Source organism: Pseudomonas sp. LBUM1643, from assembly GCF_059716215.1.
In genome coordinates, this window is record NZ_CP166813.1 from 3,008,735 (window position 1) to 3,024,901 (window position 16,167).

Annotated in this window: 14 protein-coding genes; 7 read left to right on the top strand and 7 right to left on the bottom strand. The window is 59.1% G+C overall.

Annotated elements, in window-relative coordinates; genetic code table 11:
• Positions 1–3: 3 nt before the first annotated feature.
• From ACA063_RS13625 to gloB, 4 genes are all read right to left on the bottom strand, one after another.
• Positions 4–1,845 carry an extracellular solute-binding protein gene (locus ACA063_RS13625; protein WP_162436784.1) on the bottom strand — a complete coding sequence of 614 codons (1,842 nt, stop codon included), beginning with the start codon at positions 1,843–1,845 and terminating at the stop codon, positions 4–6.
• Positions 1,842–3,656, bottom strand: a complete 1,815-nt coding sequence (locus ACA063_RS13630) for an extracellular solute-binding protein (RefSeq protein ID WP_497666522.1) — start codon at positions 3,654–3,656, stop codon at positions 1,842–1,844. Before ACA063_RS13630 ends, ACA063_RS13625 begins: the two co-directional genes overlap by 4 nt.
• 346 nt (positions 3,657–4,002) lie before the next feature.
• Entirely contained in the window at positions 4,003–5,433 is a 1,431-nt protein-coding gene (locus tag ACA063_RS13635; RefSeq protein ID WP_497666292.1) for a transglycosylase SLT domain-containing protein, read from the bottom strand.
• A gap of 99 nt (positions 5,434–5,532) precedes the next feature.
• Complete coding sequence (gloB, locus tag ACA063_RS13640; RefSeq protein WP_497666293.1) at positions 5,533–6,300, bottom strand: hydroxyacylglutathione hydrolase; 768 nt, start codon at positions 6,298–6,300, stop codon at positions 5,533–5,535.
• A gap of 65 nt (positions 6,301–6,365) precedes the next feature.
• Between gloB and ACA063_RS13645 the strand changes: the two genes are divergently transcribed.
• The 5 genes from ACA063_RS13645 (at position 6,366) to ACA063_RS13665 (ending at position 11,619) form a co-directional block, all read left to right on the top strand.
• A complete protein-coding gene (locus tag ACA063_RS13645; RefSeq protein ID WP_497666294.1) occupies positions 6,366–7,124 on the top strand; it encodes a methyltransferase domain-containing protein in 759 nt (252 codons plus the stop codon).
• Between the two features lie 92 nt (positions 7,125–7,216).
• Entirely contained in the window at positions 7,217–7,669 is a 453-nt protein-coding gene (rnhA, locus tag ACA063_RS13650) for a ribonuclease HI (RefSeq protein WP_008028618.1), read from the top strand.
• Between the two features lie 73 nt (positions 7,670–7,742).
• Complete coding sequence (gene dnaQ, locus ACA063_RS13655; RefSeq protein WP_497666295.1) at positions 7,743–8,507, top strand: DNA polymerase III subunit epsilon; 765 nt, start codon at positions 7,743–7,745, stop codon at positions 8,505–8,507.
• 227 nt (positions 8,508–8,734) lie between these two features.
• Positions 8,735–10,990, top strand: a complete 2,256-nt coding sequence (locus ACA063_RS13660; RefSeq protein WP_497666296.1) for an Orn/Lys/Arg family decarboxylase — start codon at positions 8,735–8,737, stop codon at positions 10,988–10,990.
• 14 nt (positions 10,991–11,004) lie between these two features.
• Positions 11,005–11,619, top strand: a complete 615-nt coding sequence (locus tag ACA063_RS13665) for a GNAT family N-acetyltransferase (protein WP_162436778.1) — start codon at positions 11,005–11,007, stop codon at positions 11,617–11,619.
• Here the strand turns inward: ACA063_RS13665 and ACA063_RS13670 are convergent.
• Together ACA063_RS13670 and ACA063_RS13675 are read right to left on the bottom strand one after the other, a co-directional pair.
• A complete protein-coding gene (locus ACA063_RS13670) occupies positions 11,585–12,478 on the bottom strand; it encodes a LysR substrate-binding domain-containing protein (protein WP_497666297.1) in 894 nt (297 codons plus the stop codon). The genes ACA063_RS13665 and ACA063_RS13670 overlap by 35 nt on opposite strands.
• A gap of 88 nt (positions 12,479–12,566) precedes the next feature.
• Positions 12,567–12,827 (bottom strand): hypothetical protein, encoded by a 261-nt coding sequence (locus ACA063_RS13675; RefSeq protein ID WP_497666298.1) that lies wholly within the window; start codon positions 12,825–12,827, stop codon positions 12,567–12,569.
• A 176-nt stretch (positions 12,828–13,003) separates the two neighbouring features.
• Between ACA063_RS13675 and ACA063_RS13680 the strand changes: the two genes are divergently transcribed.
• Together ACA063_RS13680 and ACA063_RS13685 are read left to right on the top strand one after the other, a co-directional pair.
• Positions 13,004–13,564 (top strand): NADPH-dependent FMN reductase, encoded by a 561-nt coding sequence (locus ACA063_RS13680; RefSeq protein ID WP_162436775.1) that lies wholly within the window; start codon positions 13,004–13,006, stop codon positions 13,562–13,564.
• A 229-nt stretch (positions 13,565–13,793) separates the two neighbouring features.
• Positions 13,794–15,077 (top strand): arsenic transporter, encoded by a 1,284-nt coding sequence (locus ACA063_RS13685; RefSeq protein ID WP_497666299.1) that lies wholly within the window; start codon positions 13,794–13,796, stop codon positions 15,075–15,077.
• A gap of 115 nt (positions 15,078–15,192) precedes the next feature.
• Here the strand turns inward: ACA063_RS13685 and ACA063_RS13690 are convergent, their stop codons facing one another.
• The gene (locus tag ACA063_RS13690) at positions 15,193–16,143 is read right to left on the bottom strand and encodes a DUF1853 family protein (RefSeq protein WP_497666300.1); all 951 of its coding nucleotides are present in this window, start codon (positions 16,141–16,143) and stop codon (positions 15,193–15,195) included.
• Positions 16,144–16,167 lie beyond the last annotated feature (24 nt).

A 16,167-nucleotide genomic window follows, 5' to 3' on the forward strand; every position in this document is an offset into this window, starting at 1 on the left:
TGATTACTCCGTGCCCGCAGCGTCGGTTTGCAGTTTGGTTTCGATCTCTATCGCCGGTTTCGCGTCCGGCTTGATCCACCAGGTGTTGATGCCGACATCGTACGTGGGTGAGATTTTCGGATGGCCGATATGGTTCCAGTACGCCACGCGCCACGTCTTGATGTGCCAGTTGGGGATCACGTAGTAGCCCCATTGCAGCACGCGGTCCAGCGCACGTGCGTGGGCCACCAGGCTGTTGCGCGAATCGGAATTGATCAATTGCTCGACCAACTGGTCCACCACCGGGTCCTTGAGGCCCATGGAATTGCGGCTGCCGGGCTTGTCGGCGGCGGCCGACATCCAGAATTCGCGCTGTTCGTTACCCGGCGAGTTGGACTGCGGGAAGCCGCCAACGATCATGTCGAAGTCCCGGGAGCGCACACGATTGATGTATTGGGAGACGTCGACCCGGCGGATCACCAGGTCGATGCCGAGGTCGCTGAGATTGCGTTTGAACGGCAGCAGCACGCGCTCGAATTCGGTTTGGGCCAGCAGGAATTCAATGGTCACCGGTTTACCCGTGGCGTCGACCATCTTGTCGTCGACGATTCGCCAACCGGCCTCCTGCAGAAGTTGATAGGCCTTGCGTTGCTGGGCGCGGATCATGCCGCTGGCATCGGTCACCGGGTTCTGGAACGCCTCGCTAAATACCTGATCGGGGATTTTGCCGCGAAAGGGGTCGAGGATCGCCAGCTGGTCGGCGTCCGGCAGGCCCGTGGCGGCCATCTCCGAATTTTCGAAGTAACTGCGGGTGCGCGCATAAGCGCCGTTGAACAGTTGCTTGTTGGTCCATTCAAAGTCCAGCAACAGCGTCAGGGCCTGGCGCACGCGCACGTCCTGGAATACCGGGCGGCGCAGGTTGAACACGAAGCCCTGCATGCCGGTGGGGTTGCCGTTGGGGATCTGCTCCTTGATCAATCGACCTTCGGTTACCGCCGGGATGTTGTAGGCGTTGGCCCAGTTTTTCGCGGTCATCTCCAGCCAGTAATCGAACTGCCCGGCCTTGAGGGCTTCAAGGGCCACGGTGTTGTCGCGGTAGTAATCCGTGGTCATGACGTCGAAGTTGTAAAAACCACGGTTGACCGGCAGGTCCTTGCCCCAGTAATCCTTGACCCGTTCATAACGCACCGAGCGTCCGGCCTTCACTTGGCTGACTTTGTAGGGACCGCTGCCCAACGGCAGTTCCAGGTTGCCTTTGTTGAAATCCCGGGTGGCCCACCAATGCTTGGGCAGCACTGGTAATTGGCCGAGGATCAACGGAAGTTCCCGGTTATTGCTGTGTTTGAATTTGAACAGCACCGTCAGCGGGTCTTCGGCGACCACTTCGGCGACATCGCTGTAGTAGCCGCGATAGAGGGGCGCGCCTTCCTTGGTCAGCATGTCATAGCTGAACACCACGTCTTCGGCGCGGATGGGGTGACCGTCGTGGAATCGTGCTTCCGGGCGCAGGTAAAAACGCACCCAGCTGTTGTCTGGGGCTTTCTCGATTTTGCCGGCGACCAGGCCGTATTCGGTGAACGGTTCATCCAGTCCCTGTTTGGCCAGGGTGTCGTAGATGATGCCGATGTCTTCGGCCGGTACGCCTTTGCTGATGAACGGATTGAGGCTGTCGAAGCCGCCAAATCCCGCCTGCCGGAAAATCCCGCCTTTTGGGGCGTCCGGATTCACGTAATCGAAATGCTTGAAGTCAGCAGGGTATTTCGGCGGCTCATTGTACAAGGTCAGGGCGTGTTGCGGGGCGGCGCAAGCCAGTCCGGCAAACAACAGACCGCTGGCCTGCAAGAGCAAGGCACGTACGGGTTTCATAGATCCTTCTCCGAAGATTTCAGCCACCACGCGCTCAGGCCCAGGGTGTAGGGCGGCGTGGTGACAAAGGCAAACCGGTTGCGGTAGGCCAGGCGGTGATTATTGAGGTACCAGTTGGGGATGATGTAGTGCTGCCACAACAGCACCCGGTCCAGGGCTTTACCGGCGGCCACCTGTTCGTCACGGGTCTTTGCGGCGAGTAACAGATCAAGCAAATGGTCGACTACCGGGTTGGCAATCCCTGCGTAGTTTTTACTGCCCTTGACCCCGACCTGGCTCGAATGGAAGTACTGCCATTGCTCCAGGCCCGGGCTCAGTGTCTGATTGAGGGTCATCAGGATCATGTCGAAATCGAACTGATCCAGGCGTTGTTTGTACTGGGCGCGATCAACCGTGCGTAGCCGGGCATCGATGCCGATGCTGGCGAGGTTTTCCACATAGGGTTGAAGAATGCGTTCCAGGTTGGGGTTGACCAGCAGGATCTCCAGCCGCAGCGGTAGGCCGGCTGCGTTCTGCACGCGTTGGCCATTGAGTTTCCAGCCCGCTTCAGCGAGGAGGCCCAATGCCTTGCGCAAAGTGTCCCGAGGGATACCCCGGCCATCGGTCTGGGCCAGGCTGAACGGTTCGGTGAAGAGTTTTGCCGGCAACTGGTCACGGTAGGGCTTGAGCATCAACCATTCATGGCCGACCGGCAGGCCGGTGGCGGAAAACTCACTGTTGGGGTAGTAGCTCATGGCGCGTTTGTAGGCGCCGCTGAACAACGTGCGATTGGTCCATTCGAAGTCGAACATCAGCCCCAATGCTTCGCGGACCCTGGTGTCGTTGAACGTTGCCCGGCGGGTGTTCATGAACAGGCCCTGACTTTGGGTCGGGATCTGGTGCGGGATCTGTGCCTTGATCACATCGCCCCGGGTGACGGCCGGGAAGCGGTAGCCGTTTTCCCAGTTTTTCGCCTGGTGTTCGATGTAGATGTCGAACTCACCGGCCTTGAAGGCTTCGAAGGCGACGTCGCTGTCGCGGTAGAACTCGACCTCCATGCGATCGACGTTGTATTTACCGCGATTGACCGGCAGGTCCTTGCCCCAGTAATCCTTGACCCGCTCGAATATGAGCTGGCGACCCGGAGTGACGGAGGTGATTCGATAAGGTCCGCTGCCCAGCGGTGGTTCGAAGGTCGTGGCCTTGAAATCACGATCTTTCCAGTAGTGCTGTGGCAGCACTGGCAATTCGCCCAGGCGCAGGATCAGCAAAGGATTGCCGGCGCGCTTGAAAACGAATCGAATGCGATGCGGGTTGAGAATGTCGACCCGCAACACTTCCTGGAGGTTGGTGCGGTACTGCGGATGCCCTTCCTTGAGCAGCAGCCGGTAGGAAAACGCGACGTCGTACGCGGTGATCGGAGAACCATCGTGAAAGCGTGCTTCGGGGCGCAGGTTGAATACGACCCAGCTGCGGTCTTCGCTGTACTCCACCGTTTGGGCGATCAACCCATAACTGGAGGTTGGCTCGTCACCCGAAGGCGCGTACTGACCGGTGCCGACCATCAGCGGCTCGTTGAGCTCGTTGATGCCGTATTGCGGGAAGTTCGGCGTGGACACCGGGCTTGAGCCCTTGAAGGTGTAGGGGTTGAGCGTATCGAAGGTGCCAAACGCCATCACCCGCAACGTACCGCCTTTGGGCGCTTGCGGGTTGACCCAGTCGAAGTGGGTAAATCTGGCCGGGTACTTGAGCGTGCCGAACTGCGCATAACCATGGCTTTCGCTGATCGTCGCGCTTGCGGTGGAGCTCAAGGCCAGGCTGATCAGGAGCAGGAGGAGGGGACGCTTCAAGTCAGAGATCCGATCCAGGCGGCTTGGGCTTTGTGGACCGTACAGTAACAGCTTGTATGGGCAGGAAAAAGACAGGATTTAACCCTGCCTTAATTCCAGCGCAGGCCCTTGTAGCCGCTGGCGAATCCTGCGTTGGTTTCGGACTTTGCGCTGTGCACCATCCCCCTGTAGGAGCTGTCGAGTGCAACGAGGCTGCGATCTTTTGATCCTGTCATTAAAAGATCAAAAGATCGCAGCCTCGTTGCACTCGACAGCTCCTACAGAGGGCGGGGTTATTCCGGAATCGAGACTGGCGGAGAAAAAAAGCCCCTGAAGTCAGGGGCTCTTTTTAATGCGGGGAGTACACCGTCAGCATCTGTCCAGGTTTGAGGGCCTGGCCAACGCGCGGATTCCAGCGCTTGAGGTGCTGCATTTCAACGTTGAATCGTTTGGCCACCATGTACAACGAGTCGCCTTGCTTGACCTTGTACCGGGTCTGCTGCTTCTTGCTGTTCGACGCGACTACCGTGTTGATACGTCCAGCGCTGCGTTTGGTGTTGTCCTGCATCACCAGGGTCTGGCCGGCCTTGAGGTTCTTGCCCGTCAGCTTGTTCCAGCGTTGCAGGTCTTTGACGTCGACGTTGTTGGCTTTGGCAATCGTGCCGAGGTTGTCGCCACGCTTGACCCGATAGGTGCGCTTGAGGCTCGCCACTTCACGACTGTCTACGCCTTCGAAAACCGGTTTGAGCGGCCGTTTGCTGATCAACTCGTCGGGTCGCATGGTCGACAGGCTGGTCGTCAGCAACTGGGCCTTCGATGTCGGCACCAGCAGATGCTGGGGGCCATCGATAGTGGTGCGCTGTTTGAACGCCGGGTTGAGCTGGAACAGCTCGTCTTCGTCGATGTTGGCGACCGCTGCAACCTTGGACAGGTCCATGCGCTGGTTGATTTCGACAACCTGGAAGTAGGGTTCGTTGGCGATCGGGTTGAGGTTCACCCCGTAGGCTTCAGGCGAGAGCACCACTTGCGACAGCGCCAGCAACTTCGGTACATAAGCCTGGGTTTCAGCCGGCAGCGGCAGGTTCCAGTAATCGGTTGGCAGGCCCAGCTTTTCGTTACGCTCGATGGCCCGGCTGACCGTACCTTCACCCGCATTGTAAGCCGCGAGGGCCAGCAGCCAGTCGCCGTTGAACATGTCGTGCAGTTTGGTCAGGTAATCCATCGCCGCGGTGGTCGAGGCGGTGATATCACGTCGGCCATCGTAAAAACGGGTTTGACGCAGGTTGAAGTAACGCCCGGTGGAAGGGATGAATTGCCAAAGACCCACCGCGTCGGCCCGGGAATAGGCCATCGGGTTGTAGGCGCTTTCAATCACCGGCAACAGCGCCAGTTCCAGCGGCATGTTGCGTTCTTCAAGGCGTTCGACGATGTAATGAATGTAGAGGCTGCCGCGATCCCCGGCGTTTTCCAGGAAGGACGGATTACTGGCGAACCACAGGCGCTGCTGCTCGATGCGCGGGTTGACGCCCAGCCCGTCCTGCAGCTGGAAGCCTTGGCGCATGCGCTCCCAGACATCCTGCGGGATTTGCGGTACAGGTTTTTCGCTGAGCCAGATGGGCTTCTGTTTGGCTCGTGCGGCGATATTCGGAGTGTGTACCGCTTCGGTCTGCGGCACATGGCTTGAACAGCCCGCCAGGGTGGCGGACACAGCCACCGCGATGGCTTGAGCCAAGCGGGTCAATGCGTCTGAATTGATGGCTTTACGAATAGATGACGACATTGGCTGGAAGTAAGTTCCGGGCAAAAATGTCGGGCGATTCTAGAAAGCACACCCCCTGCGGTCAACCATTCAGAATTCTTGTACCGATGAGTAGCCCCCCTAGAACTTGTCTTTCCACGCTCGCAAGGCAGCAAAAACCGTACTCGGACCGGCATTATCAGTACCACTCCGTTCGTCCACTTTTTGTTTAACGGATGTTTCGCCAGCACGAAGGAACGGATTGGTCAGTTTTTCCAGAGCCAGCGTCGAGGGCAGCGTCATGATCCCTGCCTCGCGCTGTTGAACGACTTTTGCGAGCCGTTCGGCGGTGTCTTGATTGCTTGGTTCGACCGTCGCCGCGAAGCGCAGATTGCTCAGGGTGTATTCGTGTGTGCAATACACCAGCGTATCTTCAGGCAATTCGGCGAGCCGCGTCAGCGAGGTGTACATTTGCTCCGGCGTGCCCTCGAACAGGCGGCCGCAACCGGCGGCAAACAGGGTGTCGCCGCAAAACAGCAAGCCATGATGATAAAAGGCGATATGCCCCAGGGTATGGCCGGGAACCGCGAAGACATCGAATTCCCAGCCCAGTACGCTGATGCGGTCGTTGTCCTTGAGTGCTACGTCCCTGGCCGGGATACTTTCGCTGGCGGGGCCATATACTATTGCGTCCGTCGCCTTTTTCAGCAGCTCGACACCACCGACGTGATCATGGTGGTGGTGCGTAATCAGAATGTCGCTCAACACCCAGCCTGGGTGTGCTGCAAGCCAGGCCTGGACGGGCGCTGCATCGCCCGGATCGACCACGGCGCAGCGTTGGGTACCGTGATCTTGTAACAACCAGATGTAGTTGTCGGTAAAGGCGGGTAGGGCACTGATCTGTATCATCGTCGAATTCGCCAAGCGGAAAACATTGGCGCATCTTAGAGCTTCCTGGCGCGTTGGAGAATGCAATGACCGATAAAGCGTTCGCACAGGCCGATCCTGACTGGCTGGAACTGATCAGCGCAGCCCGTGAATGGCTGTCCGGTCCGATCGGGCAATTCCTGCTGAATGAAGAGCGTCGCATGCTCGAGGACGAGTTGGGACGGTTCTTTGGTGGCTACCTGGTGCACTACGGGCCGTCGGCCGAGACACCGCCTTCGGCGCCGCAGGTTCAGCGCAATGTGCGGCTCGGCGCGCCGCTGCCGGGTGTCGAGATCGTTTGCGAAGAACAAGCCTGGCCACTTAGCGAGCATGCCGCCGATGTCGTGGTGCTGCAGCATGGGCTGGATTTTTGCCTGTCACCCCACGGTCTGTTGCGCGAAGCGGCAAGCAGCGTGCGCCCCGGTGGCCATTTACTGATTATCGGCATCAACCCCTGGAGTAGCTGGGGACTGCGTCATGTGTTCGCCCATGATGCCTTGAGCAAGGCACGTTGCATCTCTCCGTCGCGAGTCGGTGACTGGTTGAACCTGCTGGGCTTCGCGCTGGAGAAACGCCGCTTCGGGTGCTATCGTCCGCCGCTTGCGTCTCCGGCATGGCAGACCCGTCTGGCCGGTTGGGAACGCAAGGCCGGTGAATGGCAGCTGTCGGGCGGGGGCTTCTATTTATTAGTGGCGCGCAAGATCGTGGTAGGGCTGCGCCCTGTCCGTCAGGAGCGCCGCGAGCCGATGGGCAAGTTGATCCCACTGCCGATGGCCAAGGTCAACCGTCGCCGCATCGAACCGTAATACCCTCTTTTAATTCCCGGCCGGGTTTGCCCCGGCCTCGGGCATCGTCGATCACAGATCGGCGAGCCACCGTATTTTCTGGAAAGAATGGCATGAGCGATAGCGTAGAACTCTTTACCGACGGCGCCTGCAAGGGCAATCCTGGTCCAGGCGGCTGGGGCGCTTTGCTGGTGTGCAAGGGTGTGGAAAAAGAACTCTGGGGCGGCGAAGCCAACACCACCAACAACCGTATGGAGTTGATGGGGGCGATTCGCGGCCTCGAAGAGCTGAAGCGTTCGTGTGACGTGCTGCTGGTCACCGATTCACAGTACGTAATGAAAGGCATCAACGAGTGGATGGACAACTGGAAGAAACGTGGCTGGAAAACCGCCGCGAAGGAACCGGTGAAAAACGCTGACCTGTGGAAGCTGCTGGATGAGCAGGTCAATCGCCACAACGTCACCTGGAAATGGGTACGTGGGCACATTGGCCATCATGGCAACGAACGTGCGGATCAGTTGGCCAACCGTGGGGTCGATGAGGTTCGCGGGTACAAGCAAGCCTGACCCTCGAATCCCTCCCTTGGCGTGTTAAGATCGCCGCTTTTGCACGAATGACCCCGTTGAGAGCTGAGCACTGATGGCCACCAGATCCGTTGTACTCGATACCGAAACCACCGGCATGCCGGTGACCGACGGCCACCGGATTATCGAAATCGGTTGTGTCGAGTTGATTGGTCGGCGCCTGACGGGCCGGCATTTCCACGTTTACCTGCAGCCTGACCGTGAAAGTGACGAAGGCGCCATCGGCGTCCACGGCATCACCAACGAATTCCTGGTGGGCAAACCGCGCTTCAATGAAGTGGCCGAGGAATTCTACGAGTTCATCAAAGGCGCTCAGCTGATCATCCATAACGCGGCGTTCGACGTTGGCTTCATCAACAACGAATTCGCCCTGATGGGTCAGCACGATCGCGCTGATATTACGCAACACTGTTCGATCCTCGACACCTTGATGATGGCCCGGGAACGTCACCCTGGGCAGCGCAACAGCCTGGATGCCTTGTGCAAACGTTATGGCGTCGACAACTCCGGCCGTGAACTGCACGGCGCCTTGCTCGACTCCGAGATTCTCGCCGACGTTTACCTGACCATGACCGGTGGCCAGACCAGCCTTTCGCTGGCGGGCAACGCCTCCGATGGCAACGGTTCCGGCGAAGGGGCGGACAACTCGGCCACCGAAATTCGACGCTTGCCTGCTGATCGCCAGCCAACACGGATCATCCGCGCCAGCGAGGACGACCTGTCCCAACACATAGCGCGGCTTGAAGCGGTTGCCAAGGCGGCCGGTGCGCCGTCTTTATGGCAGCAGTTGGTCGAAGCCAAGGCTGAAGCGCAGGCGTAGGTCCGTCGAAAAGATCGCAGCCTCGTTTCACTCGACAGCTCCTACAGGATCAAGCATTCCGTAGTAGGAACTGTCGAGTGAAACGAGGCTGCGATCTTTTGATATTGATAAAACGTAGTGCACCCGACGACCCGTTTCAGTGCATCCGCACTCGCCACATTCGCTTCAACCCTCTACCCTGAAGTGATTGGCCGACCATGGTCTGCCGCCTCAGGACACTGAGCCCCATGTATAAAGATTTGAAATTCCCGGTCCTGATTGTCCATCGCGACATCAAGGCCGACACCGTTGCCGGTGATCGAGTACGTGGCATTGCCCGGGAGCTGGAGCAGGAAGGCTTCAGCATCGTCTCGGCGGTGGATTACACCGAAGGACGCCTCGTCGCCTCGACCCACCATGGTCTCTCGTGCATGTTGATCGCGAGTGAAGACGCCAGCGCCCATTCCCATTTGTTACAGAACATGGCCGAATTGATCGGGCTTGCGCGGGTACGTGCGCCGGACCTGCCGATCTTCGCGCTGGGCGAGCAGGTGACCCTGGAAAATGCTCCGGCCGATGCCATGGCCGAGCTCAACCAGTTGCGCGGCATTCTTTATCTGTTCGAAGACACCGTGCCCTTTCTCGCCCGCCAGGTCGCACGAGCCGCGCGCAAGTACCTTGATGGCCTGCTGCCGCCATTCTTCAAGGCATTGGTTCAGCACACGGCCGACTCCAACTATTCGTGGCACACGCCGGGTCACGGCGGTGGCGTGGCTTATCACAAAAGTCCTGTGGGGCAGGCGTTCCACCAGTTCTTCGGCGAAAACACCCTGCGTTCCGATCTGTCGGTGTCAGTGCCGGAGCTGGGCTCGTTGCTCGACCACACCGGGCCACTGGCGGAAGCTGAAGCGCGCGCCGCGCGAAACTTCGGTGCCGATCACACGTTTTTCGTGATCAACGGCACGTCCACCGCGAACAAGATCGTCTGGCACTCCATGGTCGCTCGCGATGACCTGGTGCTGGTGGATCGCAACTGCCACAAGTCGGTGCTGCATTCGATCATCATGACGGGCGCCATTCCGTTGTACCTGTGCCCGGAACGCAACGAACTGGGGATCATCGGACCGATTCCGCTCAGCGAGTTCAGCCGCGAATCGATCCAGGCCAAGATCGACGCCAGCCCGCTGACCAAAGGCCGCGCGCCCAAAGTCAAACTCGCCGTTGTGACCAATTCAACCTATGACGGCCTCTGTTACAACGCAGAGCTGATCAAGCAAAGCCTGGGCAACAGTGTCGAGGTCTTGCACTTCGACGAAGCCTGGTACGCCTACGCGGCGTTTCACGAGTTCTTCACCGGCCGTTACGGCATGGGCACATCGCGCAGTGAGGACAGCCCGCTGGTGTTTACCACCCACTCCACGCACAAACTGCTGGCAGCCTTCAGTCAGGCCTCGATGATTCATGTGCAGGACGGCGGCGCCCGGCAGCTGGACCGCGATCGCTTCAATGAAGCGTTCATGATGCATATCTCCACGTCGCCGCAATACAGCATCATTGCCTCGCTGGATGTCGCCTCGGCCATGATGGAAGGGCCGGCAGGGCGTTCATTGCTGCAGGAAATGTTCGATGAGGCGCTGAGCTTTCGCCGCGCCCTGGCCAACTTGCGTCAGCACATCGCCGCGGATGACTGGTGGTTTTCGATCTGGCAGCCGCCCTCTGTGGAAGGCATTGATCGGGTCGTCACTGAAGACTGGCTGTTGCAACCGGACGCGGAATGGCACGGCTTTGGCGGTGTGACGGACGACTATGTGTTGCTCGATCCGATAAAGGTCACGCTGGTCATGCCCGGCCTGACGGCTGGCGGCGCGTTGAGCGAGCGCGGGATTCCGGCGGCGGTGGTCAGCAAATTCCTATGGGAGCGGGGCCTGGTCGTGGAAAAAACCGGGCTGTATTCGTTTCTGGTGCTGTTCTCCATGGGCATCACCAAGGGCAAGTGGAGTACGTTGCTGACGGAGTTGCTGGAGTTCAAGCGCAGCTACGACGCCAACGTCAGTTTGTCGGCCTGCCTGCCGTGCGTGGCTCAAGAGGACGGCGTACGCTATCGCGGTATGGGTCTGCGCGATCTTTGCGATCAGTTGCACGCCTGTTACCGCAGCAATGCCACGGCCAAACACCTCAAGCGCATGTACACGGTGATGCCGCAAATCGCCATGAAACCCTCTGACGCCTATGATCAATTGGTACGCGGCGATATTGAAGCGGTGTCGATCGATGCTCTGGATGGGCGGATCGCCGCTGTGATGCTGGTACCGTACCCGCCGGGCATTCCGCTGATCATGCCCGGAGAACGTTTTACCGACGCGACCCGCTCAATCATCGATTACCTGGCGTTTGCCCGCACATTCGATAGCAGCTTCCCGGGGTTCGTTGCTGATGTGCATGGTTTGCAACACGAAGACGAGGGCAATGGACGGCACTACACCGTTGATTGCATCAAGGAATGAGGACTTTTCCCAGTATGCAACCCGTTATCAATCCAAAATACCCAGGGCTGTCGGTGCGCGTTGCCGACGATGGTTTTGCCGCCTATATCTGGGGCAGTGATTTCAGTTTCGAAGTCACCGCCTATGGCGGGGCCGAGGTGGGCAAGCCTGTGGCGCAGTGGCCTGTGACGCCAATCACCCCCTACCGCAAGTGCTATGGCATCGATCCGGAAGAGTTCAGCAGTTTCCGTGACGCGACCGACAGCGCGATCTTCATGGCGTTTCTCGATGACGAGCCCGTGGGGCATCTGGTGGTCAGCACCAACTGGAACGGTTTTGCCCACATCGACGAACTGGCAGTGCATGCGCCGGCCCGTCGGCATGGTGTCGCCAAGGCGCTGCTGGACGTGGCGCAGTTCTGGAGTCGAAAAAAGAAATTGCCGGGCATCATGCTCGAAACCCAGAACAACAACCTCGGCGCCTGCAGGCTCTATGAACGCTGCGGATATGTGGTCGGCGGGATCGATTACTTGCGCTATCGCGGTATTGATCCGAACACTGCCGAAGTCGCACTGTTCTGGTACCGGCTGTTTGATAATCCGCTGGAAAATCCGCTCAGTTCGCCAACATCGCCACGGCTTGTTCCGTAACGATTTCCAGCAGCGCCTGAACCGCCGGTAACGGTTCGCCGTTTTTCAACGTCAGGGCATAGAGGCTGATGGGCACCGCTGGCGCCAGTGGGCAGACGTCCAGACCGGCCGATCGGGCGCCGAGCGCGGTAAACGGATCGACGATCGCCAGGCCTTCCCCGGCTTCAACCATGCTGCGCATCATCTGATGCGTCTGAACCCGTGTGTGGATGACCGGGGCAGGGCGCAGGGCATGCAGTTTGTTATCGAACGCCGGGCTCAGCGGATCGTGCCCTTCGAGACCCACCAATGATTGCCCCGCGAGATCCTGCAGCGAAATGTACTTCTGCTTCGGTTTGACCCAGCCGTGGGGCGCCAGCAACTGAAGTTTGCCCTGGGCAATCAATTGGCACTGAATGTCGGCGTGATCGGGATCGTGCAGGCTGAGACCCAGGTCGCTTTCGCGCAGCAACAGGCTTCTGACGATTTCGCGTGTGGGTTGGCTCAACAGCGTGCAAGGTGCGTCGGGCAGGTGCCGTCGCAGGGCCGCGATGCTCTGTGGCAACAGTTGTTGGGCCAAGGGCGGCGTGCAGATGATTCTCAGGGGCGGGGCCTGATATTGCTTCAGGCTGCTGGCGAGACGCTGCAGCGGTTCCAGCGCTTCGTAGACGTGGGCAATTTCAACCTGCAACTCCCGCGCTTCACGCGTGGCCTGCAAGCGTCCACGCACGCTGGAAAACAGCATGAAACCCAGATGATCCTCAGCGTCGCGCAAAATGCGTTCCACCTCGGTCACCGGCAACTGCAGCCATTCGGCGGCAGTACCCAGGTGACCGGTCTGCAACAGCGCCTGGATCACTTCGATATGACGTAAACGCATGCGTGAAGTCCATGTTCAGCAGGTGAGGGAGTCAGTGGCTGAATCCTAACCCAAGTCCGCGCATATGACTTCTGCTCATAACGCAAGGTTATGAAGCGACGGTGGTTTCCGGGCGGCTGCCGACATAGGTGTCGGGTTCGCGAACGATGGTGACGTCCGATTGAATCAGCAGAAACTGGTTGTCATCGAGCTTTTTGACGCGGTCGCCAATTGCCAGTTTGTAGGTGGTGACGGGCACGGAGCCGGTCAGGCCGTCTGCCGACGGGGTGGATTCCTGGAACTCATGCACCGAATAAACACGGCCTTCCGCGTCTCTTGCATGGAACTGACCGACGAGTACTGCTGCCATCTGCTTAGAACCTCTGGAGATAAATCACTCAATTTTCGGTTGGGTAGACCGTGGCTGAGTGAAGTAAGTTTTCCTGCAAGAAAAAAATAGTCAGGGGCGGCAATTTTCAGGCGCCCGCTGCTTGAATCGTCATCTATAACTACAAGTTCTTTCCGTTGAACAGTCGAGAATCTTCCATGAGCAATGTTTATTCAATCGCCGTAGTAGTCGGCAGCTTGAGAAAGGAATCGCTCAATCGCAAGGTGGCACTGGCGTTGGCCGATCTGGCGCCTGCGAATCTCAAGCTGAACATTGTCGAAATTGGTGAATTGCCGCTCTACAACGAAGACATCGATGGCGCTTCACCGCCGGCAGCCTACAGCACTTTCCGACAAGAAGTGAGTTCATCCGACGCGGTGCTGTTTGTGACCCCGGAATACAACCGCTCTGTACCCGCCCCCATGAAAAATGCGATCGACGTCGGCTCGCGTCCTTACGGCAAGAGCGCCTGGAGCGGCAAGCCCGGTGCCGTGTTCAGCGTTTCCCCTGGCGCGATTGGCGGATTTGGCGCCAACCACCATCTGCGCCAGTCATTGGTTTTCCTCGATGTACCGTGCATGCAGCAGCCGGAGGCCTACCTTGGCGGCGCGGGTTCGGCATTCGATGAGGCGGGCAATCTGTCCGAGTCGGTCAAACCGTTCTTGCAAAAATTCATCGATGCTTACGGAAAATGGGTAGAGCAACACAAAAAAGCCTGATGCCCTGAACGCATTGTTGAGCTTTTGTCCCTTGTAGCAGCTGCCGAGCCAGCGAGGCTGCGTTCGAGGACGAAGTCCTCGCCTTCCGAACGGCGACCGCTTCGCAGTCGAACGCAGCCTCGCAGGCTCGGCAGCTGCTAGAAGGTTTATGGTTCAGGTTCGGCGTTGGCAGGATAGAGGCAGTCTTCGAGATGCTGTATGTTTCATCGTTTTTCCAAGGTTGCATCGCATGCTCACGGCGTCACTGATTTTCCTGCTGACCATTACACTGGTGATCTGGCAACCCAAAGGCCTTGGCGTCGGCTGGAGTGCGGTACTCGGCGCGGTATTGGCGCTGATTTTCGGCGCGGTGCACCTGAGCGACATTCCGTTGGTGTGGCAAATCATCTGGAACGCTACCGGCACCTTTGTCGCGCTGATCATCATCAGTCTTTTGCTGGACGAGGCCGGCTTCTTCAACTGGGCAGCCCTGCACGTCGCCCGTTGGGGACGTGGCAGCGGGCGCAAACTTTTCGCCTATATGGTGTTGCTCGGCGCACTGGTCTCGGCGCTGTTTGCCAATGACGGGGCTGCACTGATCCTCACTCCCATCGTGATTTCCATGTTGCTGGCGTTACGTTTTTCACCTGCAGCGACCCTCGCTTTCGTGATGGGTGCCGGTTTTATTGCCGACACCGCGAGCCTGCCGCTGGTGGTCTCGAACCTGGTAAATATCGTTTCTGCCGACTTCTTTAACATCGGATTCAATCGCTACGCGGCAGTGATGATTCCGGTCAACCTGGTCAGTGTCGCTGCGACGCTGCTGGTGTTGATGTGGTTTTTTCGTCGTGACATTCCCAAGGATTACGACCCCGAACAACTCGCGGACCCTGTCAGTGCAATCCATGACAAGGCAACGTTCTATGCCGGTTGGGTGGTCCTGGTGATTTTGTTGGCGGGCTGCTTTGCCCTCGAACCGCTGGGCATTCCGATCAGTGCCATTTCCGCCGTGTGTGCCGCGTTGCTGTGGGTGATTGCGGCCCGCGGCCACAAGATCTCCACCCATAAGGTACTGAAAGAAGCCCCGTGGCACATCGTGGTGTTCTCGCTGGGCATGTATCTGGTGGTCTACGGGCTGCGTAATGCGGGGCTCACGGGCTATCTGGCCGGTTGGTTGGACGGGTTTGCCGGTTACGGCGTCTGGGGCGCGGCGATGGGGACCGGGGTGCTGACGGCGCTGCTGTCTTCGATCATGAATAATCTGCCAACCGTGTTGATCGGGTTGTTATCCATCGATGCCAGCCAGGCGACGGGTGTAGTGAAGGAGGCGATGATCTACGCCAACGTCATCGGCAGCGACCTGGGCCCGAAGATCACCCCGATTGGCAGTCTGGCGACGTTGCTGTGGTTGCATGTGCTGGAGCGCAAGGGCATCCGCATTGGATGGGGGTATTACTTCAAAGTCGGGATTGTGTTGACGGTGCCGGTGTTGTTGGTGACGTTGGCGGCGCTGGCGTTGCGGTTGTCCTTCTAGAGCGCGTTGGCGTCATCGCGAACAGGCTCACTCCCACAAGGGATCTGTGCATGACGCAGATTCAATGTGGGAGTGAGCCTGCTCGCGATTTGGCCAGACCTGTCACCACAAAGACTCAACCATTGCCCGGCACATTCGGCCAAAGATCCGCCACCAGAAACAACCGCTCCGCTTCCTCCCAGTCCCCTTCGGCATTCTCGGTCAATCTCACCAGCAACTGCGCGGGCGCCAGCGGGTCCAGTTCGCCCAGCCAGGCGTTCAACTGCTCATCGTTCCACGTCTGCTCGACGGGGTAGTGCGCCGGTGCCAGCCAGGCGTGACGGGGCAGGGGTTGCCAGCGACCCGGCGGACGTTGCGCGACAAAGAGCGCCCAATCCTTCTGATGCAGCCAGCTTCCACGCAGATGCTGCGGATGCGCACCGCTCGGCGATTCGGCCTGTCCGGGCCACGGATACAGCAGATAACCCCCCAGCCACAAATGCGCGCTGAACTGCTGAATATCCAGCGCTGCCAGCGCCTCACGGCTTTCCGGGCGTGCCGAGATGGGCAGTTGATGCTGGCTGAGGTGTGCCAGCTTGCGGTCCAGCCGGTCATGACAGCCAGGTCCGAGCCACTGCGCCGGGTCGGTACCGTCGCCATTCTGCGGGCCGAGGTACAGCTTGATCGCCAACTCCAGGTGGTGCACGCCGTCGCGATCGCGCAACAGCATATCCAGCTCACCCAGAGTATGACCTTCGCGCCGAATCGGCAGGTTCGCGGCAATCAGCTCGATACCCGGCGCGTGGCGCACCGCGTACTGCCACAAGCGCTCGTAGTACAAACCCAGTCGACGGGTTCGTGCCTGGGCCAGCCAGTGCAGTAAGTCGTAACTGTCTTGATCGAGTTGCCTGAGCCAGCTCTCCAGGCGTTCGGGCGCCTGCACCCAGTCACTGCCGGCCAGCGGGTGACGCTGCGGCCATGGCGTATCGCTGAGCATGGGCGGCGCGAGAATCACCCACGCCAGGTCACGCACCTCTGGATGGCGTAACTGGTGGGGCAACTGAAGCAAGTCTGGAAATAGGATCATCTTGCGAGCATAGCTCTAAACGTG